Annotated in this window: 20 protein-coding genes and 1 pseudogene; 10 read left to right on the top strand and 11 right to left on the bottom strand. The window is 64.8% G+C overall.

Translation table 11 applies throughout. The features are described from left to right. The first annotated feature begins 134 nt into the window (after positions 1 to 134). From ACAG26_RS03990 to ACAG26_RS04015, 6 genes and pseudogenes are all read left to right on the top strand, one after another. Positions 135 to 692: a hypothetical protein gene (locus ACAG26_RS03990; protein ID WP_370479662.1), complete on the top strand. Its 558-nt coding sequence runs from the start codon at positions 135 to 137 to the stop codon at positions 690 to 692. After that, the gene (locus ACAG26_RS03995; protein ID WP_370479664.1) at positions 682 to 1455 is read left to right on the top strand and encodes a maleylpyruvate isomerase family mycothiol-dependent enzyme; all 774 of its coding nucleotides are present in this window, start codon (positions 682 to 684) and stop codon (positions 1453 to 1455) included. Before ACAG26_RS03990 ends, ACAG26_RS03995 begins: the two co-directional genes overlap by 11 nt. Continuing rightward, positions 1452 to 2288, top strand: a complete 837-nt coding sequence (locus ACAG26_RS04000) for a class I SAM-dependent methyltransferase (protein ID WP_370479667.1) — start codon at positions 1452 to 1454, stop codon at positions 2286 to 2288. Before ACAG26_RS03995 ends, ACAG26_RS04000 begins: the two co-directional genes overlap by 4 nt. 21 nt (positions 2289 to 2309) lie before the next feature. After that, on the top strand, positions 2310 to 2666 hold the full coding sequence (locus tag ACAG26_RS04005; protein ID WP_370479669.1) for an HIT domain-containing protein: 357 nt from the start codon (positions 2310 to 2312) through the stop codon (positions 2664 to 2666). Between the two features lie 1059 nt (positions 2667 to 3725). Beyond that, a complete protein-coding gene (gene add / locus ACAG26_RS04010) occupies positions 3726 to 4706 on the top strand; it encodes an adenosine deaminase (RefSeq protein ID WP_370479672.1) in 981 nt (326 codons plus the stop codon). A 54-nt stretch (positions 4707 to 4760) separates the two neighbouring features. After that, positions 4761 to 4982 (top strand): annotated as a pseudogene (locus ACAG26_RS04015) (transposase); the annotation flags it as partial. 237 nt (positions 4983 to 5219) lie between these two features. Here the strand turns inward: ACAG26_RS04015 and ACAG26_RS04020 are convergent. Next, on the bottom strand, positions 5220 to 6530 hold the full coding sequence (locus ACAG26_RS04020) for a site-specific DNA-methyltransferase (RefSeq protein ID WP_370479674.1): 1311 nt from the start codon (positions 6528 to 6530) through the stop codon (positions 5220 to 5222). Between the two features lie 91 nt (positions 6531 to 6621). On the opposite strand from ACAG26_RS04020, the gene ACAG26_RS04025 reads away from it, so the two are divergent. Further along, complete coding sequence (locus tag ACAG26_RS04025; RefSeq protein WP_370479677.1) at positions 6622 to 6948, top strand: hypothetical protein; 327 nt, start codon at positions 6622 to 6624, stop codon at positions 6946 to 6948. On the opposite strand, the gene ACAG26_RS04030 is transcribed toward ACAG26_RS04025, so the two are convergent. The 6 genes from ACAG26_RS04030 to ACAG26_RS04055 form a co-directional block, all read right to left on the bottom strand. After that, positions 6942 to 7436, bottom strand: a complete 495-nt coding sequence (locus ACAG26_RS04030; RefSeq protein WP_370479679.1) for a hypothetical protein — start codon at positions 7434 to 7436, stop codon at positions 6942 to 6944. The two genes, ACAG26_RS04025 and ACAG26_RS04030, sit on opposite strands and share 7 nt — an antisense overlap. Before the next feature lie 135 nt (positions 7437 to 7571). Beyond that, complete coding sequence (istA, locus tag ACAG26_RS04035) at positions 7572 to 8831, bottom strand: IS21 family transposase (protein ID WP_105369391.1); 1260 nt, start codon at positions 8829 to 8831, stop codon at positions 7572 to 7574. 45 nt (positions 8832 to 8876) lie between these two features. Next, complete coding sequence (locus ACAG26_RS04040) at positions 8877 to 9410, bottom strand: hypothetical protein (RefSeq protein WP_370479683.1); 534 nt, start codon at positions 9408 to 9410, stop codon at positions 8877 to 8879. A 444-nt stretch (positions 9411 to 9854) separates the two neighbouring features. Next, positions 9855 to 11087 carry an SIR2 family protein gene (locus tag ACAG26_RS04045; RefSeq protein ID WP_370479685.1) on the bottom strand — a complete coding sequence of 411 codons (1233 nt, stop codon included), beginning with the start codon at positions 11085 to 11087 and terminating at the stop codon, positions 9855 to 9857. Positions 11088 to 11090: 3 nt separating this feature from the next. Then, a complete protein-coding gene (locus ACAG26_RS04050) occupies positions 11091 to 13418 on the bottom strand; it encodes a S8 family serine peptidase (RefSeq protein ID WP_370479688.1) in 2328 nt (775 codons plus the stop codon). Positions 13419 to 13446: 28 nt separating this feature from the next. Then, a complete protein-coding gene (locus ACAG26_RS04055; RefSeq protein ID WP_370479690.1) occupies positions 13447 to 14628 on the bottom strand; it encodes an AAA family ATPase in 1182 nt (393 codons plus the stop codon). A gap of 288 nt (positions 14629 to 14916) precedes the next feature. Here ACAG26_RS04055 and ACAG26_RS04060 point away from each other — a divergent pair, with 288 nt between their 5' ends. Further along, positions 14917 to 15180 carry a hypothetical protein gene (locus ACAG26_RS04060; protein WP_370479692.1) on the top strand — a complete coding sequence of 88 codons (264 nt, stop codon included), beginning with the start codon at positions 14917 to 14919 and terminating at the stop codon, positions 15178 to 15180. Between the two features lie 35 nt (positions 15181 to 15215). Here the strand turns inward: ACAG26_RS04060 and ACAG26_RS04065 are convergent, their stop codons facing one another. The 4 genes from ACAG26_RS04065 to ACAG26_RS04080 form a co-directional block, all read right to left on the bottom strand. Beyond that, on the bottom strand, positions 15216 to 16202 hold the full coding sequence (locus tag ACAG26_RS04065; RefSeq protein WP_370479695.1) for a hypothetical protein: 987 nt from the start codon (positions 16200 to 16202) through the stop codon (positions 15216 to 15218). After that, positions 16189 to 16683, bottom strand: a complete 495-nt coding sequence (locus ACAG26_RS04070) for a hypothetical protein (protein WP_370479697.1) — start codon at positions 16681 to 16683, stop codon at positions 16189 to 16191. The genes ACAG26_RS04065 and ACAG26_RS04070 overlap by 14 nt, the downstream gene beginning before the upstream one ends. A 102-nt stretch (positions 16684 to 16785) precedes the next feature. Beyond that, positions 16786 to 17379, bottom strand: coding sequence for a hypothetical protein (locus ACAG26_RS04075; protein WP_370479699.1), 594 nt, complete (start codon positions 17377 to 17379; stop codon positions 16786 to 16788). 135 nt (positions 17380 to 17514) lie between these two features. Next, positions 17515 to 17844, bottom strand: a complete 330-nt coding sequence (locus tag ACAG26_RS04080) for a helix-turn-helix domain-containing protein (RefSeq protein ID WP_370479702.1) — start codon at positions 17842 to 17844, stop codon at positions 17515 to 17517. Positions 17845 to 18017: 173 nt separating this feature from the next. Between ACAG26_RS04080 and ACAG26_RS04085 the strand changes: the two genes are divergently transcribed. Continuing rightward, positions 18018 to 18905 (top strand): tyrosine-type recombinase/integrase, encoded by an 888-nt coding sequence (locus ACAG26_RS04085; protein ID WP_370479705.1) that lies wholly within the window; start codon positions 18018 to 18020, stop codon positions 18903 to 18905. A gap of 6 nt (positions 18906 to 18911) precedes the next feature. Further along, on the top strand, positions 18912 to 20342 hold the full coding sequence (locus tag ACAG26_RS04090; protein ID WP_370479707.1) for a hypothetical protein: 1431 nt from the start codon (positions 18912 to 18914) through the stop codon (positions 20340 to 20342). The last annotated feature ends 73 nt before the right edge of the window (positions 20343 to 20415 follow it).

Consider the following 20415-nt stretch of genomic DNA (forward strand, 5'->3'; position numbering starts at 1 on the left):
GTCGACATGCCCGTTCGGCCGCACGCCGCCCACGGCCGGCCATCCACTAGAGTTTTCAACACCTATTCACACAGGTCCCGCTGCGCAGTGCCCAACCTCAGGAGCCGATCGCGGTATTTCACAACCCGGCGGCGGTGTGGCGACGCTATGAGCAGATGCCGAGGTTTCCGAACGGTTTGCTGGTGATGGGTGATGCGCTGTGCAGCCTCAACCCGATCTACGGACAAGGGATGACGATCGCGGCACTTCAGGCGCTCACGCTGCGCGACTGTCTGCGCGGCGGCGACACCGAGCTGGCGCAACGCTTCTTCTGCGCAGCCAGCGCCTATCTGGCTTCGACGTGGGCCGCAAACCGAGCCAGTGACCGCGTCCTGTCGCCTCCGCGCCATCAGTCGATGCCGCAGAAACTCCGCCACCGCATCGCCGGGGCAGCGTTGAACGCCGCCGCACATGACACCGCCGTAGCCGAACGCTTCTTGCGCGTCACAAATCTCATCGACCCGCCGGCGCGGCTGCAAGACCCCCGGCTGCTGCCGCGCATCCTGGCTGCCAACGTGCGCTACCGCAGGACTCAACCACCTGCTCAGGCCGGTGATCAATGGGGGCAGCAGCGTGGCGCGCTCTCGGGCGAGCACGGCTTGGAAACCGGACCCGCGACCAAACACGGAAGGACCAGCCGCCATGACCGATAGGCCATTTGACGACCCCCGAGTTGACGACCCCCGAGCGCCCCGACTGCTGCCGATCTCCGACGCCGCGGCGGCCTACCGCCTGGTCTACGAACGCATCGACGCGCCGCTACGTGGCCGCGCCGGGGTCGCCGAGCTACCGGTGCCGGCCTGTCCTGATTGGACTGTGCGCCAGATAGTTGCCCACCTCGCCGGGGTTGCACAAGACATCCTTGCACTCAACATGGAGGGAAAGGCCGCCGACTCCTGGGTGCAGGCCCAGGTCGATCGCCTCGGTGGGAACAGCGTCGACGAGTTGCTTGACCTGTGGGGACAGATGATCGACCCGGTGACAGCCAGACTCGCTTTCCAAGAATCGGCATGCCAGCTGGTCTTCGATACGCTCACGCACGAGCACGACATTCGCGGGGCACTCGGTCAACCGGGATCGCGCGCAGGCGATCTCCCGTTCGAAGCCGCCCTGGGCTTCTTGACCACGATGGGCGACCTGATCAACCGGGAAGCAGGGTTGCCGGCGCTGCGGCTGACCACCCCCACACTCGGATCAGTGCATCTCGGCGACCCGCACACCGCGCCTGGCCAGGTCGCACTCAGCATCTCCGATTTCGAGGCACTACGCGCCCTGGGCGGACGACGCAGTGTCGCACAACTGTTGGCGCTTCCCTGGCAGGGAGACCCGACAAACTCCTTGCCCGCCTTCACGCACTGGCTGCCCACCTTTAGCAACGGTGGTATCCGACCGCCACACGATGACCTCGTCGAATGATCGGACAAGAAGCGATGACGACCTACAGCATGGCGGTCGGGGACCACGACGCGGCCCGACTGGCCTTGGTGGACCGGTTCTACAACCCGAGTTCACGCGCGTTCTGCGAATCGGCAGGCATCGCATTAGGCGACACCGTCGCTGAAATCGGATGCGGACACGGCAGCATGACCCGGTGGCTGGCCGAGCGGGTCGGACCCGACGGCGTGGTGTACGCGGTTGATGCCTCGGCCGAGCAACTCGATATCGCCCGCGGCGCTCTCGGCGCTCTGCCGCAGGTGCGGTTCGTCCACGCCCGTATCGAGGAGGCGCCGCTGAAAGCCGGGTCGGTCGACTGGGTGTATAGCCGCTTTCTGCTGATGCACGTCACCGACGCGGCAGCCGCGATCGACGCGATGCGGCGCATGCTCACCGCCGAGGGCGCCTTGCTGCTCGAGATGTCAGATATCGGGGCTCTACGGTTTGTGCCCGGTGACGATCCAGCAGCAGACCTGTGGCGGCAGTGGTGGTTTGCGCTGGGCCGAGCCCGCGGCGTTTCCTACGACATCTTCGATCACACCCCCAGCCTGCTTCGCGCCGCCGGTTTCGCCATCGAACGTAGCGACCGGGTCCAGCCCGTCTCGGCGCTTCCGGAAGCCAAGACACTGACCGCGCTCGGCTTCGAGCAATGCGTGCCCGGATATCTCGAGCATGCCGGCGCAAACCCGGCCGACATCGAGCGGCATCGAGCGTTTCTGCGTCGAGCCATTCCCGACCCAGACATCGCGGTCGAGCTGTTCCCCACCACGCAATATTTGGCCCGCCTAGCCCAACAGACCGTTGACCCCGGCTGACCACTGCCGTAGAGGTGACCGATGAGCGACAGCTGCCTCCTTTGCCGGATCCGCGATGGCACCCTAGCCGTCCCCAAGCTCTACGAGGACGACCTCGTGTTTGCCATCGATGTGCCACCGCAGATGCCGTTCTACCTCGGCCCTGTGCACTTCCTGGTCATCCCGAACGAGCATGTTCCAAGCGCCTTGCATCTCACGGATGATGACGCCGCTCTTGCTGGCCGACTTTTCGCCATCGCGGCCAAACTGGCACGCGAGAAGAGCATCGCCGACACCGGATTTCGCCTAGTTACTAACACCGGACCAGACGCGAATCAGACAGTTCTCCACTTCCATCTGCACTGCATCGGCGGGCGCAAACTGAAAGACGAATGCTAAACCGGCGAGAGCCCCACGTCCGTCAGCCGAAGATCTTCGGGCCGTCGACAACAGCGCGTCCGGTGCAGTCGGCAAAGCCCCTATCCGATATCGCTATTGCCGGCAGTTCCGCACAGCTGGGTTCTTTGGCCCGACCTGCGCGGTCACGCTAGTACGGCGGGGTGAGTGCGTGCTCAAGCGTGGCTTGCCATTCGTGCATACCCGACATCGACCACGGCTCGCCGACCTTGAATCCGGTTGCAGCGATCGCCCGGTTGATGGTCAACTACTCATCGTCGGTCGGGGAGCTGCTGCCATGTAGTTTTTGGCGCTCTTGCAGAACCTTCTTGAGCGCATACAGGATCATTCCGGCTTGGTCCAAATAGTCCATGCCCGATGAGTGTCAATACGTTTGGGTGCAATGCAAGGAGCAAGCGACAGCCTCGCAGCCCTGCCGCCCCAGGTGTTCATAATGTGGGGGTGGCGTACTCAAGTGCGGGGCCATCGACCGTGGCTCCATGTAAGCACTGCGGCAAGGACACGGTGTGGTTACGCACCGTCTACGGCGGCTGGCACTTGTTTGATGTTGGCATGTTCCCCACCGATGAGAGCTTCGCGGGCAACAGGTTCGCGGTCCAGCGGCGCACTCATCACGTGATCGATCTGGACTGTGTGTTGGAGTCACGCTGGCCCAAATCGTGCCTACGGTTACACAAGTTCGGGTGTCCTGATAGCTACGACGAGGCCCGCCACCATTATCGCCGGCCCCGGCAACCCCATGATGTCGACCTCAGTGACCTCCTTAAGCGACTGGCCGCGCGCGAATCGGAAGGTCACGAAGACATCGCCTGGATTAGCTGAACAGGGCGGTTCGCGACGCGTTACTCGCCGCAAGCACGGAATCTGGCTTCCCAGACGAGGGTGTAGTTGCGCTCCGAGGCCGGCGGTCTCCAGCAGGGATCGGGCGAGATGGTTGGTCAGTTGCGCAACCCGAGGGCGCTGCCGCGCTGCTGTGGTGGCCGATGCCGGACGCCGTGACCGGCATCGATAGCGCCGGCGTCTCCCGGCTAGGCTGCCGCGGTGAGCACCGCCGACATGGACCCCGACATCGACGTGGTCTTCATCCGATCGCTGCCGAAGGCCGAGCTCCACGTACATCTCGAGGGCACCCTAGAGCCCGCCACCGCGTTGGCCTGTGCGCGTCGCAACGGGGTGAACCTGCCGTGGGCAAGCGAAGAGCAGCTGCGGGCGGCCTACGACTTCGCTGACCTGCCGGCCTTCCTCGAGGTGCTATTCCGGGTGGCGGGCACGCTGCGGCAGCGGCAGGACTTCTTTGACCTCGCCATGGACTACCTGCGCCATGCCCATGCCGACGGCGTCACCCGGGCAGAGGTCTTCGTGGGGTCGCAGACCTTCCTCGACGCCGGCGTGCCGATCGGCGTCGTCCTCGACGGCGTGCTCGCCGCCTTCCGCGAGGCCGGCGAGGAATGGGGCATCGATGCCCGGCTGATCTGCACTGCCCAGCGCCACCGAGCGGAGTCCACCGCCCTAGAACTGCTCGACCTGATCGAGCCGTGGCGCGGGCACGTCATCGGCATCGGGATGGGCTCAGCCGAGCGAGGCAACCCACCTTCGAAGTTCGCCCGCTTCTTCGCTGAGGCGCAGCGCCGCGGCTACCGGACCACGATCCACGCCGGCGAGGACGGCCCCGCCTCCTACGTGCTGGAAGCGTTGGAGCTCGGCGTCGAGCGCATCGACCACGGTGTCGCGGTGGCCGACGACCCGGCGCTCATACGCCGGGTGGCCGATCTCGGCGTGCCGCTGACCATGTGCCCGCTGTCCAACGTGGCGCTCAAGGTCGTGCCCGCGCTCGGCGCCCACCCGCTCAAGCGCCTGCTCGACGCCGGTGTGATGGTCACCCTCAACTCCGACGACCCGCCGTTCTTCGGTGGCTACGTCGCCGACAACTACCTGGCCAGCGCCGCCGCCCTGGACCTGACCCGAGCGGAGCTGACCAGGCTGGCCGAGAACTCACTGACCTCCTGCTGGACCCCGTCCTGACCGGATGACTTCTCAGGCCGCCGGTGGCTGCCGACAGACGGCCGACATCCCGTCACCCTGAAGAAGCGAGCCGCGACGTACCGGCCTAACTTCGACCGACCCGGCACCAGCAACGGACCCACCGAGGCCCTCAACGGCCGCCTCGAACACCTCCGCGGCAGCGCATTCGGTTTGCGCAACCTCACCAACTACATCGCCAGTGCCCTGCCGGAGACCGGCGGTACACCGTTGATTGGGATGAGCCCGGAATCTATGCCCGGTGGCGGGTGCGGCTAGGGAAACCGCGCAGGCGGCCTGGCTGCTCATCGCCGCCGGGACCTCGTGTTCGCTGTGGGTCTGGACGATGCCCTCATCGATGCCCACCCGCCCACCCTGTCATCGCGCACGGCGGCGACACTGGCTAGTGCACATGATGCCGCTGCCAGCCGATGCCGGGCACACCACGCGGCTTACCAACAGCGCCAGCGCGACGTCGAAAGAAGTGACAGCAGGATGCTGGGGACGGCGGGGCGGTTAAGAGGCTTTTCTGGGCTTGCGTCGCCTCGGCGACGCGGCAGGGGCGTTACTCGCCCCGATACGCACCGCGCGTACTCGGCCCCGTGAGGGCTTTGCCTGCATCACCTTGAATCCCCCACCGCCGGACCACTGGTACTGACCGGTGATGCCCGCAGCGTCGTCACCGTGGACGACCATCGATAAACGGGGGGCGAGGATGTTTTGGGCGGTGGCGATGGAGCGCTCCACAGCGATCCATCGCCGACCCATCTTATGAGCAGCGGTGGCCGTCGTTCCTGACCCCGCGAACAGGTCGACGACGAGTTCGCCTGGGTCGGTACTGATGTGGATAACTCGCTCGAGGAGCTCTTCTGGTTTGGGTGTCGCGAACACATTCCCGGCACCGGGGAACAGCGTCTGTAGGTGTCGTTTGGCGTCGTCATTAGTGCCGGTTTCGGCGGCGCCCCAGACGGAGAACGGTACGAGGCCTCGGATCTGGTGCGCGAAGAGCTTCAGGCGCGGGTTTCCAGCGCCGCCACGCGAGAACCAAATCCGATCCTCCTCGAGGAGTTGAAGATAGGTAGGTTCGGTCGCATACCAGCTACGGCCGCGTGGTGGCCGTAGCACGCGGCCGGCTGGGTTAATGATTTCGTACTGTTGGTTCGCACGATAGCCGGGAGCGGTAAATGGCGCGTCGGCCCAGGGACCGCGTGGGTCTTGGTCCCGGTTGGATAACTGGGAGGCATCTTTGGTGAGGAGATTGCGCCGCTTTTTCCATGCGCGGGGACCCGCTGGCGCATACACCATCAGGTGGTCGTGGTTGGTTGAGAATGCAGCGCGGGATTCCCTGGTGGTTCGCTTCTGCCACACAATGCTCGTGACGAACGCGTCGGTGCCAAACACCTCGTCCATCACACATCTGGCGCGGTGGTTCTCACTATCGTCAAGGTGGACCCAGATGCTGGCGTCCGCGGCGAGGAATGGTTTGAGCGCTTCGAGCCGGTCGCGCAGCAGCGATAACCACATGGCACTGTCGAGTGCATCGGCGTAGTCACCGAAGGTGTGCCCCGTGTTGAACGGTGGGTCGATGTAAACCAGCCGAACCGTGTCAGGCGCGATGGCGCCTGCGGCCGCCATGGCGTTGAGCGCATCGAGGCCGTCGCCGCACACCACCATGTTCGGTTGCGGCGAGGGTTCTCCGAGGACCGCGATTTCGGTGAGCGGTTTGGAATCGACAGGCTTGTCGGTCCATGTGTAGGCCCGTTCGCCATGAGCGATGAGCGTCTTGTCCTTGTTGGGCCAGTTGAGGATGACCCCGGTGTCTGTCATGCTCGTCCCTGAGCCGGCCCGGTATGGCTCGACCGGGTGAATGAACCCAAAATACGTATGACAAACATATGTTAGATGCTAGGTGATGGCTATGACTCAGCGGCACCGACACACCGTTTCACCTGGGGAAAAGCTGTGTGACAGCCGCGACAAGCAGCCGGGTCTGCGGTGGCCGATCGCGGTGGACAACATGCTTGACCGTCTTGTCGAGGTCGCCAATGACGCCGGGCTGAACACGAATCGTCGAGAGCTCATGGCTGCGATTGTGACGGGTCACTCCGACAACCCCTCAACGCTGGCCCGCTTGCTCAAGCACTACCGGACCGTGACCCTCCGTAAGGCGACCGGGCAAGAGGACGTCGCCGAAATCAGGCTGGTCGAGCACGGACCGGGGCCACGGCGCCGCCGCAGTCAGTGACTGACTACACCTTGTAGCGTCCCAATGTGGGCGGGTCCGCCTCGCCTGGCGACTTCATCCAGCAGGGCGGCGATCTGTCCGGCACGGTCGATGTCTCCGCCCGGACGGGAGTAGGTGAACATTGATAGCCCGATTGTGGCGAGGTGCCTGGGGGCTCCCATGAACCCACGGACGTCATAAATCCGTGGCGGCTCGTCGCCCGGGTAAACCAGCACTGCCAGCGAGGTCCCCAACGCCGCGGCAGTCGTCAACGCTTGAAACATGTGCGCGCGCTCTGGCAGCGATGTGCTGGCCGTGTACTTGGCCTCAAAGGAGATCGCGGGGAGAAAGTTGCGCATCAGTAGCCCATCGGGCTCAACTGACCGGTCGTGCACCGCGCTTGCTGGGTCGGCAGGATTTTGGTGTGTCAGAACGGGATGCTTTTGTTTTGGCGCGAACTCGTACCCGCCGTTGTTGACATGCGCGAAGGCCCGCAGCGTGCGTTCCAAAAGCGTCTCCAGCAGGGGCCACGGTTCCACGGCGACTTCGAGACCGGTGACGGTCCCGGGTGAGGAAACTGATCTCGGCGGTCAGGTCGCGGTTGGTCGACGAGGTCCGCGCAGTACTCGAGGTGGTTTTGGTGGTCATGACACCAGCCCGCCTTCGCCCAGGTCGATCCCCAACGCGGTGTCGTAGTCGGTCAACGACCGTTGCTCGACTGCCGTGTGGTTATCGGACTCGCGCACCGGGCGCAGGGCGCCGATGCGGTGGCGGCGCAACATATCGGCTGCGTCGCGGTGCTCGGGGTCGGTGATCGTCTGATGCCTAGCCCACACCCGCTCGTGGTCAGCGACCACCTTGCCCCCGCAGAACACCCGGACACGATCGAGGTCGGCGACGACCTCGATGCGCCGCCCGATCACGCCTGGATGCACCGAGTAATCGTTGGAGTCCAACCGGATGTAGTGATCGCGCGCCAGCCGGGTGCCTGAGCGCCATCCGGTGGCCGGTGCCACCGGCGGCAGCGTGAGCATGGCTTGGCGATCGGCGCCGATGCGGTCGGTCGGAGCGCACCCCAATACCCGGCGGGTCCGGTTGTTGACCAGCGCCAGCCATTGCTGCAGTTGGTGGTTGAAATCCCCCGGCCCGCTAAAAGACCGGCCGGGCAGAAATGACCGCTCCAAATAGTCGTGGGCTCGCTCGATGATGCCCTTGTGCTCGGGCTCTCGAGGTTTGAGCACCACCACCTTGGCGCCCAACACCCCGCGGAATGCCTGGCAATCCCCGGTGAGTTCGATCCGCCCGGATCGCCACCGCCCAATCGCCCCTTCGCCGTCCCAGACCAGGGTGCGCGGGACCGCGCCCAGCCCGCTGATCAGTTGCCACCAGCCGGCGAACAGATCCTCAGCGCCCCGGCTGGGGATCAGCAGCGCTGAAAGCCACCGCGAATAACCGCACACCATCGTCAGCACCGGCAACTGCATCGGCGAGCGCCTCTGGCCGTATCCGACCGGGATCGTGACCGGCGGGAACCACAGGTCACACTGCGCGATATCGCCAACCTCATACGTCGTGCGGCTGGCCGGGTCCGGCGGCAAATACGCCGGCCGCAACTCACGCACGCGTTCTTTGAACACCGTCATCCCGCGCGTCCAGCCGACCCGCTCGGCGATCACCGTGGCCGGCATCGTCGGCACTGCCTTGAGCTGCTCACGGATCGCGTCCTCGAACGCATCCACCGCCGACCCCATCGGCTTACGCACATACTTCGGCGGCGCCTCCGACGCCAGCGCTGAACGCACCGTGTTCTTCGAGATCTTCAACGTCCGCGCGATCGTCTTGATCGGCAACCCCTCCGCTCGATGCAACCTGCGGATCTCAGCCCAGTCCTCCACTGACAACAACTCCCTTCTCCTCTCGGCTCAAAGCCGAGAGTCCGTCGAAGGGGGTCAAAATTCAGGCGTCGACACGGGGTCAGTTTTCATACGTCGCCGACACGAGTCAGGGTCCAACCACATGCCCAGCTTGCCGTAGTCAATCTGGGCTTCGCTTCCGGGTTCGACCCCACCTCGCGGCACGGTGACCTTTCCTTCGAGGCGTCTGTCGGTGAATGTTGTTGTTATGTAACGGCGTACCGTCGATTCCGACACTTCGACGTGGCGGTCGTCGCGCAACCGTTGGGCGATGGTGGCCACCGTCACCGGCACCGCCAGCTGATCGGCGATCCACTGGTGATGCACCGCGATCTGCGGCCAGGTCAACGCCCGCAGCGCCGGATCGACCAGTTCAGGGAACCAACGCGCGATCCGCGCCCGCCACAGGTCCTCGTCGAACGACCCGTTGGGGGCTGGTTGCAGCCCCTCGGCCAGCGCCGGGGCCAAATATTTGCGGATGGTCTTACGGTCGATGCCCAGTGCCTCATAAATCTGCACCTGCGATCGGCCCGCGTTCCAGTGTCGGAACATCTCCACGAAGTCGGTCACGTTCCACGATCTCCTTGCCACCTCAGGCCCCTTCCAGGCCCCCCGGTGGGCACCTGAACGGAGCGAACCTGAGCAGCACCCCAACCCCCGCCCGACACGCCCCAGGGTGGGGAATTACGTGACGGCAGGTGGGGAATTACGTGACGGACAACCCCTCAGACCTGGGGAATTACGTGACCGCTGACAACTAAACTCACACCCGCCACTCCCTGACCGGCCGACACCTCCTATCGGCTCGTCCAGAGTGGCAGGAGGACGTCCAGGACACCGCTAAAATCCGCTGGTCACGCCAATCGGCGGGGTCTTAGTCAGGTATTCGAGGACGTCCCCCACCGGCCGCGGCGCGCGAACGGGCAGACCGTTACCGATTGGCCAGATCACTCCTCCCGGCTTAGCCGGGAACAGTTCTTTAAGCTGAGATCCACTATGTCTGCGCGGCGGAGATCAGCGCGGCGGAGGATCGTCGATCAGGGCTGTGAGTCGCCGGCCGATGCCCAGAGCCCTGTCGGCTTGAACATGGGTCAGTTCGGAGGCGGCTGCGGCGCTGGTGACGAACGCGGCTTCGTCTGCGAACAGGTTTTGGAATCGGATGTATACGTCGCGGACTGCGGGGTCGATGACTTCCCCCGCAGGGCCAATCAGCGGGTTGGACGTATCGACGGCGACGGCTGCGACTGCGGCGAGTCGGGCGGCCATCTCGGCCAGTTCGTTTCGAGTTTCCTGGCTCGCGAGCGGTATGACGATCGGGATGGTCTCGCCGCTGGTCGTGGGCGCAGGTGTCGGTCGTTGTGGTTGGGTGTCGTCGATGGCGCGAAATGGGCCGGCGGTCAGCATGGCGTCGAGGAACGTTGGCAGGTCCGTGTGGGTCGCTCCGAATGGCACCACTGTGATGTGTTCGTCGGCGTGGTGCTCGCTCTCGGCGGTCTGGACTTCAGAGCTGCGCGCCAGTCGGTAGTGTGAGTATTCGCTGTTCGGGTAAGTGCGCAGCCAGTTGCGCAGAGCGGTGAAGTTGGGATCACGCATACCGGCGCCGAAGCCACAAAAGACGACGGTCTTACCCCAAACCAAAAATCGGAGGAACTCAGCGGCGTGTTGATCGCTGAGAACGTCAGCGTAGGAGGACGAACCGAACACCACGGAGGCGGGTTCCCTCCAGTGGCCGTGGATGTGAATGATCGCGTGATCATCACCACGAAAGACCCGCTGGATCGTGGTGTTATCGCGCCAGGCGACGGCGGGCCATCCCGTTGCCTCTGACGGTATGTCATCGTAGTTCGTTGTCGCGATGAGCGATCCACGCTCAGCGTAGAGCTTGATGACGTCGGTCAGGGTGGTGTCTTCGATGTGCAGGGCCCCAACAGTATCGCGCAGCCATCGGCGGTACTGCGGGTTGGTACGCCCGCCCAGGCCGCTGGTCGCTTTCTCCGCCGCGGCGATCAGGTCATCGTCATAGGGGCTGGTGACGTCGGCTTTGGCGCGGTCAGCCCACATTTGGTCTCGCTCGCCGAGTTCGACGCAGCGGTCGATGGCATCGTTTACCAACCCCTGCCACATGCTCAGGCGGTGACCATTCGTGGCGGCGGCGGAGACACCCGCACCGAGGATCAGCACCAGTTGCTTCTTAGACAGCGCGGTGCGGATCGCGTTGACGGCTGTGGCGACGCGGTTGTCGTTCATCGGTTACTCAGTGGCTTCAATGTCGGTTCCGGTTTCGGGTTCGATGGTGATGACATGTGGTTGCAGCGTGGGGAACTGGGCCCGGACAGACTGGTAGAGCTCGGTGCCGGGCGGGCACTCGAGTGTGACGAGCATCGTCCATTTCAGAGGAGGGGTTCCCCTGGTCAGCACCGCCCTCTGCCGTGAGAGGTGCTGCAGTTCGATGCGTGGCCCCACCATCGCAGTGGTGAGCTTGTGGTTGATGACTTGCACCGACTCCCACTTGCCACTGGCACGGCGATTGGCTTCCGTCTTGCTTTGAACGGTCCAGCTTTTCGTATCCGGCTGCGCGGATCGCTTCCACCCGACCGCCTCCAGTTCGGCGACCTTGTGCATATCGCGGGTCAGGCTCAGCGACTTTCTCTCTTTGTCGTCAATGGGAGAGGTAAACGTATACACGGTCGTGTCGGGGCGCAACGTGATGTTCAGGCCGGCACCGACATAGTCGCCGGCGTCGCTGGGGTTCACTTCCGATGTGGACACCACGGTGATCCGCAGATTGACCGGGGCCGCCATCCCGTCGGGCATGGGGATGGCCATGACGTCCACCTCGCCTCGGGTGGTTTGCCCTTCGTACAGCACGTGCACGACATGGGCGGCCGTGTAGTCGATTTCCGGGTAATCCGACGGCAAGTGGCCGTACCCGACATGGTCGGGATCCTGTCCTCGGGCCCGGTCAGCGAAATGAATGGCACAACAACGCAGCACCGTGGGCGTGCGGTATTCGAGACCAAGACGTGTCGCAGCGTTGGCTAATCCGTGCACGACCAGCGGCGCTGCGCAACTAGTTCCCTGGAAAAGCAGTGGGGTTGCGTCGTTGTCGACTGCGATGAAGGGCTCGGACTCGGCGCCGCCGAAAGCCACACCGGTAGGCAGGATTTGGGCGGAGGTGCGACCTGGGCCAGTGGGACTGTACGAGGCGCGGGTCGTCCCGGTCGGATTGTCAGTGGCGCCGACAGCGATGCCGTTGACGGTGTCCGCGGGGACAAGAACCCGGTTCATCCGCGTGGTGGCGTCGAGTTCGCCGTTGTTGCCGGCGGCGACGACGAACAGGACATCTTCTTCGAACGAGAGCTGGTCTATGGTGGAAGTCCAACGGTCGACGTGGTCGTCCGTCACGATTAGGTCAGGGCCGATACAGACCAGAACGATGTCGAAGTCGTTGCTGCGGATTACTTTTTCCATGGTGTCGAGTAACCAGTACATCTGAAGGTCGTGTTCGCGGCCCTCTTGCGGGATCGCGGCGTAGTGGGTGATGTCCAGGTTGGCCGGCGGTGGCAGCACCTGGCCCGTCAGATGCCCGTAGAGCATGGCGCTGGTCACCAGTGCGCCGTGGGCACGACTATTCCCGTGTGCGACGGGGCTACCAATTTCACATCCGACGACCCGGCCCTGCCACACGTCGCGGTCGGCATCGACGCCCCCGTCGAAGACCGCGACTTTCAACGGTGGAACACCGCTACGCGGTGGGCGACCAGACAAAGTGAATGTGAGCGGCAATTGGCCCGACGGGATCGGGGCCGGTATTTGCCGCAGCCGCGGCATCGGCTGGCAAATCCGGACCGAGTTGTGTTGGAGCACTTCTGCCAAACCGCCCCCATCGATTCTGGCGGGTACGAAGGTCGCCGTGTCGTTGCGCCGTATCCACTCATTCTCGATCGTCCCTCCTGACGAGGAAACCACAGCGGTGACGCTGTCGATGGTGGCCGCGCCGGCCGCCGCGGGTGCACCGTCGACGTCGGGTTGGCCGTGCAAGACAATTTCGACCAGACTGCCGTCCGCACCTGGGGACTCGAACGGTTCGCGCGGCGCAGCATGGGCGAGCGCGATCGTGTCGAGCGCCTGGATTCCATCCTGGATCTCCTGGATGGCGTGGGGAGCACCTTGCGCGATCTGCTGCAAGGTCGCCAGACCGTCCTTGGGGACAGCGACGTACACCGTGCGAGCATTGTCCTGGACCGCCGAGCCAACGTGAACAAATCCGCAGTCACGGAAGAGACGTTGGGGGTACACCGACGCGGCCAGCGCGTAGTCGTGGAGCACGACCTCCAAAATGGGATGCTCACCGATGTACCGATCAGGTGTTGAGGCCAGAGCTTCTGCAGCAGTGACTGTTTGGGCGAGAACGCGGGCCGCGGCATCCTCAATAGATACCCGCCACGTCTTTTGCCGGCGAGCTGACGATGTCACGTCGACGGCAAGCTTGAGGGTCTCTCCCCGCACGAGCAGTGGGCGCCCGGCCGCCGGTTCAATCCGTGGATTGTCGAAGGCACCGTCCACCCCGGAGCTCATTGACCCAGCCTAGGGTGCAGCGCTAGGTTCACCGCCGGTTTTTGATCTTGTTTTGCACGGTGGTGTGGCTGACGCCGACGACCGAGGCGATCTTGCGTTGCGAGTAGCCTCGGCCGGCGAGTGCCTCGATGACGCCGGGCTGGTCTGCGCAATCGAGACCGTTCTGGCTGAACAGTTCAAGGACGTCGTCGAACTTGGGTGCCCGGTTTTGCATCCCCGCTGCCCGCCGGATCCGCAGCGCGTATGTCGCGATATCCGAACCGGACCAATCGTTGGACATCGAGGCCAGAATCGCCGCGTCCGCATCCGACAGAGATGGCACGAGGCTCTGCCAGATTTGTTCACGTGCGGCCCTGCCGGGTTTGGGCAGGCGCACTGTGACCTCGAATCGCCGGTGCACCGCCGCATCCAGAAGCTGCGGGTGATTGGTGGCGCCGATCAGCAAGTGGTTTTCGGGCCAGCTTTCCAACGCGAGCAACAAAACGTTGACCAGACGCCGGACCTCACCGATATCGGAGCTACTCGATCGCGCGCTTCCGACCGCGTCGAACTCGTCGATGAACAGTACAGCATCGGTGTCAGCGGCTGTTTCCAATGCAGCAACAAGGTTTTGGCTGCTTCGACCGAGTTGTTTGTTCATTACCGCGGCCAAGTCCAGCCGAAGCAGTGGACGGCCCAGCTGCGCGGCGATCCAGCGGGCGGTCATGGTCTTACCGGTTCCCGGATCACCGGTCAGCAACAGCGTGCGCGTGGCAGGGATACCGAGAGTTTTCAGGGATTCGCTGCGGTACTCCTCGATGACGGCGGTCAGCAACCGGTGGACCGGTGGATCCAGCACGGGATCCACCGGATCGACACTGTCCCAGGTCAGACTGTCCGGCAGTTCCAGGTCCGGTTCAGTTTGCGGCAGTATGAACCGCTGACCCGGCACGCGGCGCGGACCTGACCACTGCGACAGGCTACCGTCGTCTCGCACTGCCGCCGGTTCGGCTGGCGCGGTAATCGTCGATACCACGGCAAGCAAACTTTCCAGCAGGGCGGGGTTGGTGGTCAGCGCCGTGGGTGGGCGGCGCAAAACCCGGCCGAGCATCTGTTGCATCCGCGCCGGGTGTCCATGCAGGCCAGCGGTGACGGCATCAACGAATTCCGCGGACTGGGGGTCCAGTTCTGCGCGGAAAGCTCTGATGCCGCCTACCTGTGCAGTTGCCACAGACCCATCCTGACATGTGTCGATATCGATCGTGAACCCGGCAAGTCTCGGTGAAGTATCAGCCGATCTTGCCACCGTGGTGGGATCGCTGTTGGGTAAATGATGGACCTAAGGTCCGACAAGTCCTGGTTTACCGTGCTGGGTGCCCCGCAAGAACCCCTGATCGCGCTGGGTGCCATCACCACCGCACCGCTTGCCGCTGCATGGCAGGGCCGCTTGCGCGTCACCATATAGCCCCCAGCTACGGATAAATGGGCCTATCCTGCTACAGCATATAATCTACAGGTCGTGATGGGGCTGCAACCCCGTGTCATGGGAGAGTCGGTTGGTGTGGTGAGCGACCCTGGTCGCAGACCTCAGGTCAATGCCAGGCTTGAGCAACGTGCTCATGACGTTGTGCGCGCCATCGCGTTTGTCGATGGCACTTCCGAAGCCGAAGTCGTCCGTCGGGCGGTCGCCGACCTTGTAGCGCGACGGGAGAATGAGGACGACATTAAGGACGTGCTGCAGATAGTGGCCAAGCGGCGTGGGCGCAACGGCGACGCACGATGACCGCTCGGCGATGAACCTGGCGGCGTTGGTTTGAGCTAGGTAGGCGGGCCGAGTTTCTCGACGGTTTGTGCGGTGTAGGTGGTTTTGGCGTTACCGCCGGGGGTGGTTTCGATTTTCATGATGGCCCCGATGCGAATGCGATCACCGACGGCAAGGCCGCGGGTTTGCTTGGGGTCGACGCGGCCGAGTTTGACGGTGACGGTGTCGCCGCCGTCTTGCTGGACCAGCCAGGAACTCACCGCGCTGACGGTGAGGTATTCACCGACGATGGACACCGACTGTTCGTCGAGGTTGGCATGTTCGACCACGTCGGCCATGTAGGCCGCCGCCGTGGCGGTGACCCGGACGCGTCGGGTAGTGCGGGAGGGTTGTTGCCAGTCGATATCGATGTCAAACCCGGCACGGTCCAGAGTCTTTGCCAGGTCCCGCACGGCCGAGGCGGTGCGCGGGCCCATAGCGCCGAGCTGGTGCACGAACGCTGATTCGTCGGGGCTGGGGCCGATATCGTTGCCGGCGGTAAACACATCGATGGCCGCGCCGACGGCGGTGTCGAGCATCTGGTCCTCGGATTCGAGTTCGGCGAACATTCCGGGGTCGCCGGTCTCATCGATCGCGGCCAGGGCCGGGGTGAAGGTCAAAATGATCGATCCGACGGCGGGCGCGGCTGTCAGCAGCAGGTCGGTGCGGCGCCGCACGTCGGCGTTGGGTTGTTTGCCCAGCGCTTTGTCGCCGATTTGTGCGGCACCGACCGCTGTTGCGACCCGCTGGAATCCGGTCATGACGCGGGCGACGTCGTTGACCTTGGCTGAGGAGCCGGTGACGCCGTCGCCGGTGATGCGGATGCTGCCGTGTGAGGCCAGGGTGCGCCCGAACGGGTCGGCATCGATCAACGCCTGGATGCCGATGCGGGACAGGTCGTCGGCGGTGGTCCAGTCCGGTATCTGTTCATCGATGTCGGGGGCATCCATGGCGGCCAGGATCGCCGCCTCCAGCCGATCGAGCTCGTCGTCAGGTGTAGTCATCGATGATCACCTCCACATAGCCGCGCCGCGGCCACGCATCCGCCCGCGCCGGCGCGGCCCCCGCCGAGCCGAGCGCCAAGCGCTGCAGCAGGTCGTCGACCTCGCCACGGCGCGTGCAGTACTGCGCATAGTAGTCATCGGTGTTGCGCGGGTCTGGTTGGCAATGCCAGCCCGCAAGCGCAGTATCGACCTTCATGCCAAGAAGGCGTCGAACATAACCCGGTCGCGAGAAGGCGCGCAACAACTTGGCGGCCGCGACGTCGAGGCGCGCTTTGTCCAGTTCCAAATCTTCGGCCCAGTACACGCAGTGCACCGCGGGCGGGTCGGTGTCCTGCGACAGGAACGGGCCGTGCACCCAGGCGGCGTTGAGGTGGACATGGCGCGCCAGCAGGTTGGTCGCCGCCTCCCAGTCCCGCCACAGTTCGGCTCGCGTGGGGCCCCGGCCGTCAACAAAGCGGGCCCGCAGTTGTTCTCGCGTCACCCGATACCGCCCGGGTGGCAACATTCCGTCGGGCCCGAGTTCCGGTATCACGACCAACGCCTTTCCCTCCCTCGGCCCGCATCCGACGGGATCCTCCCGCGTTTAGCCCACAGCGCACACCGACGGCGGCGCACCGTCAGCCGGTGGCCATTGCTCATCGCCGGCTAACGCGCCCGGATCGTCCTCAACGTCGCTGAACAGCGCGGCCGTGGCGTCATCGATCGCCGCGATCACCGCGCGCGCCGCCTCGGCCAGGGAGCCGTGTTCGGTACCCTCGGCGTGCAGTGCCGCCGCCAACTCATCGCGTGCGGTCAATAATGCACCGAAACTCGGGGCCGCCGGTGGTGCCTGTTCGATGACGAATGCCCGCAGCAACTCATCGAGGGCCCGGCGCTGACGGGTGCTCATCCGCTGCGCTTCGGCCGGCAACTTGTACTGCTCGGCGGCGGGAGGACGCACGCCCACGGCGGCGAACGCCACGGTTTCGGGAACTTCGGCCAGATACGCGATGGCCCGGATCGAGGCGTCCGTGGGCCGGGATGCGTAGGTGCCTTGCCGCAGGCGGTTGAGTGTTGCATGGGAAATGTCGTGACCGGCGTGCTGGGCAAGCTCGGCCAGGCGTCGCCCCGACGCGCCGTCGTGGCGCTTCACCGCGGTTTCGATCAGATCCATCAACGATCGACTGGCTCTACTCATCGCCGTACGCCTTCATCTCGCTGGGGGTTACGCGCACGTCTCTTAGTGTTCTGCCACATGTAACGCGAGTCAAGAGCAACACGCCGTCCGCGGTTCACCGCAAACGCTTCCATGCTTTGTATTCTGCCACATGTGTCACGTTCCAAGCGTTGTCGCGTTAGATCCATTCGCCGGAGCGGGTGGCCACAGGGAGCGGCCCAACGCATGTTCGAGATTGGCCAGCGTCCCGATATCGCACAACACGGTGCCGGCCAGGATCCGGCCGATCGTCGTGTGGGCGATGCCGGTGGCCGCGGCCAGTGCGCGTTGACCGGTCCCGGTCTCTGCCATCGCCACCTGAAGCGCACGCGCCACCTGCTGGGCGGCCGACGCCGACGGCGGCGCGTCAGGAGTCAACTTCCCCTCGGGCCACCCCCCGGCGGCCAGATACACAACCGGCGGCTGATCGCCGTGACTGCGCGGCATCACCCGACGATATCGCCCGCAGGCCACCCCGGCACCCACGCCGAGCCGCACCCCTACCATTCTGGTGCATATACGCACCACTATGGAAGGTTCTGCCATGCCAACTCGCGACGTGCCGTGGGGCACCGGTGAACGCCGCGCAGCTTACGCTGCCGTTGCCGTGGGAGCCCGCCATGGCTGACGGCAGCCTGGTGACCGCCGTGGACACCGTGGTCGCGGCCTGGGCCGTCGACGGCGCGATGTCATCCCAGACCTTGGACAAGTTTGCTCTGCTCGCCCGGCGGTTCACCCGGTTCGCCGCCGCGCACGACGTCACCACCTTGGCGGGTGCCGATCACGAACTGGTCACCAAATTTGTTGCCGCTAAAGGCCGCTCCCGGCACGGCGTGGTAGCCCCCGCAGCGGTGGCGACCATGCACAACCGCCGCGCCGCGCTACGCGCCTTTTTCCGCACCGCCCGGCGCCTCGGGCTGACCCTGGATGACCCGACCACCGACATCACCGTCCCCGATCGCGAAGCCTCGGCCATGCGGCCCCTAGATGATGAAGAGGCCGCGCTGGTGCGGCTGTTCTCCGAGCACGCCACCCCCACCCGACATGCCGCCACCACCGCGCTACTGCTCGCCGGCGCGCACACCAGCGAACTCGGCTACATCCGCATCGGCGACATCGACACCGCCGCCCACACCGCGTGGGCGCACGGCTCAACCAAACACCGCGCCCGCCTCCTACCCCTGGACACGTGGGCCCGCCGAGTGATCTACCAACGAATCAGCCATCTGACCGAACAGGGCGCCACCACCGACACCATCATCTGCACCGGCTCAGACGGGTCCGATGCCCAGCGCCAGGCCCGCGTCTGCGTCACCGTCCGCGATGTCCTGACCCGCGCCGGACTGACCGGAACTACCGGGATCAAACCGTCCTCGCTGACCGCCCACGCCGCGCGACGGGCCTTCGAGGACACCGGCCGCATCGAAGCCGCCGCCCAACTCACCGGCTCGGGCTCACTGGACGGCACCGCCGCCCTCATCGGCTATCAGTGGAGCCAGGACAACTGATCTGACATGTCGTCGAAGCACCGTTCGTCGCAGCAGCGCCCCCGCGCCGACGACGCCTACGGTGCTCGCCGCGTCGACCAGCGTAAACGTGAAGCGCTGGACACACCGTTCGACGGCACGCTGCTCGAAATCGAGAAAGTCCGGGCCGTCGCCTCCTATTCGGCGTTGTACGCGATCAGCGACCTGATCCCGGATCGCGCACCCAACTCACCCGGGCGCCCAGCGCACTACCCCGCATGGGTAGCGGTCATCCACAAAGTCCTGCATGGCGCGTTCGGCAGCGCCAGCCACGCCAGCCGCATCATGGCCAACCCCGAGTACTGGCAGATCATCTGCCGCCAGGCCGCCACCCACGGAAAAACCGCCCGCACCACGCCGCCGCGACGGCATCACCACACCTACGCCCAGGACCGCCTCGACACCCACATCGACGCCCTGCACCAAGGGCTGATCGACACCGCCGCCACACTCGCCCGCGAACTCAACTGCCTCAACCCACACAACCCCGTCTCACGGACCGATCCAGCTCGCGGACAATTCATCGTCGGCGACGGCACCGTCGTCGCCGCACCCGAACGCAAATCCACCATCGAGAAGAAAGCAGCCAACGGCACATCCACCGTCAACGCCCACCTCGAAGTCCAAAACGGCGACGACACACCAGAATTCCGCTACGGCACTAAATTCGCCATCATGAGCACCCGCCCCGACAACACCCGCAACCTGCGCGTCGTCCTCGACACCATGCCCGTTCCACCCGGCAAAGGCTACAAGGGCGAAGCCGGTGTCGCCCTGGCCATCCTCGATCGCCTCACCGCCCGCCCAGAACTACGCATCGACGGAATCTGCTACGACGGCGCCTTCCGAGGCACCCACATCGACCACGCCATGAAAGCCGGCCTGACCGTCCTGGCCCCGCCGCACGCCGGCACCGCCAAACCCACGCCACTGACCACCATCGACTGCCCCTGCGGCGACACCCACGCGCTATGGACCAACGAGGGACGCCTCCACGAACGCACCATCCTCGACACCGGCGAAACCCACCTCCAGCCCTTACCGGTCGCCAAGGTCTACTCACGCCGCAACCGCACAGGTACTTACCGCTGGTACCTCGACTTCGCCGCCACCTGCGGCACAGTGCACCACCAACGCATCGACACCACCGACGACGACACAGCCAGGGGCTACAACCGCGCCGAACACCTCCGTCAGTACACAAAAACCGAAGAAGGCGACAGCGTCTACGACCGCTGCTACGGCTGGCGCGAAGACGCCGAATCGCTCAACAACACCCTCGACCGCACCCTCTACGGAGGACGCATGACCGCACACACCGCCACCCGACAACACAGCGTCATGATCGGTTTCGCCCTGGGCCGCAACGCAATCGCCGCCTACCTCCACCAACGACAACACCAACCCGCCGCGGCCTGAACACCCCCCAAGGGACCCGTCTGCCCTCCGCCCAACCTCATGCGCCTCACATAGCACGGCAAGCGCACAGATA

It is taken from the genome of Mycobacterium sp. pUA109 (genome assembly GCF_041287095.1).
Lineage (GTDB): Bacteria > Actinomycetota > Actinomycetes > Mycobacteriales > Mycobacteriaceae > Mycobacterium.

Coding starts and splice junctions, on each gene's coding strand:
- ACAG26_RS03995 (WP_370479664.1), top strand. CDS start 682: ATGACCGATAGGCCATTTGACGACCCCCGAGTTGACGACCCCCGAGCG.
- ACAG26_RS04000 (WP_370479667.1), top strand. CDS start 1,452: ATGATCGGACAAGAAGCGATGACGACCTACAGCATGGCGGTCGGGGAC.
- ACAG26_RS04005 (WP_370479669.1), top strand. CDS start 2,310: ATGAGCGACAGCTGCCTCCTTTGCCGGATCCGCGATGGCACCCTAGCC.
- ACAG26_RS04020 (WP_370479674.1), bottom strand. CDS start 6,530: ATGACAGACACCGGGGTCATCCTCAACTGGCCCAACAAGGACAAGACG.
- ACAG26_RS04025 (WP_370479677.1), top strand. CDS start 6,622: ATGACTCAGCGGCACCGACACACCGTTTCACCTGGGGAAAAGCTGTGT.
- ACAG26_RS04045 (WP_370479685.1), bottom strand. CDS start 11,087: ATGAACGACAACCGCGTCGCCACAGCCGTCAACGCGATCCGCACCGCG.
- ACAG26_RS04050 (WP_370479688.1), bottom strand. CDS start 13,418: ATGAGCTCCGGGGTGGACGGTGCCTTCGACAATCCACGGATTGAACCG.
- ACAG26_RS04065 (WP_370479695.1), bottom strand. CDS start 16,202: ATGACTACACCTGACGACGAGCTCGATCGGCTGGAGGCGGCGATCCTG.
- ACAG26_RS04075 (WP_370479699.1), bottom strand. CDS start 17,379: ATGAGTAGAGCCAGTCGATCGTTGATGGATCTGATCGAAACCGCGGTG.
- ACAG26_RS04080 (WP_370479702.1), bottom strand. CDS start 17,844: ATGCCGCGCAGTCACGGCGATCAGCCGCCGGTTGTGTATCTGGCCGCC.
- ACAG26_RS04085 (WP_370479705.1), top strand. CDS start 18,018: ATGGCTGACGGCAGCCTGGTGACCGCCGTGGACACCGTGGTCGCGGCC.
- ACAG26_RS04090 (WP_370479707.1), top strand. CDS start 18,912: ATGTCGTCGAAGCACCGTTCGTCGCAGCAGCGCCCCCGCGCCGACGAC.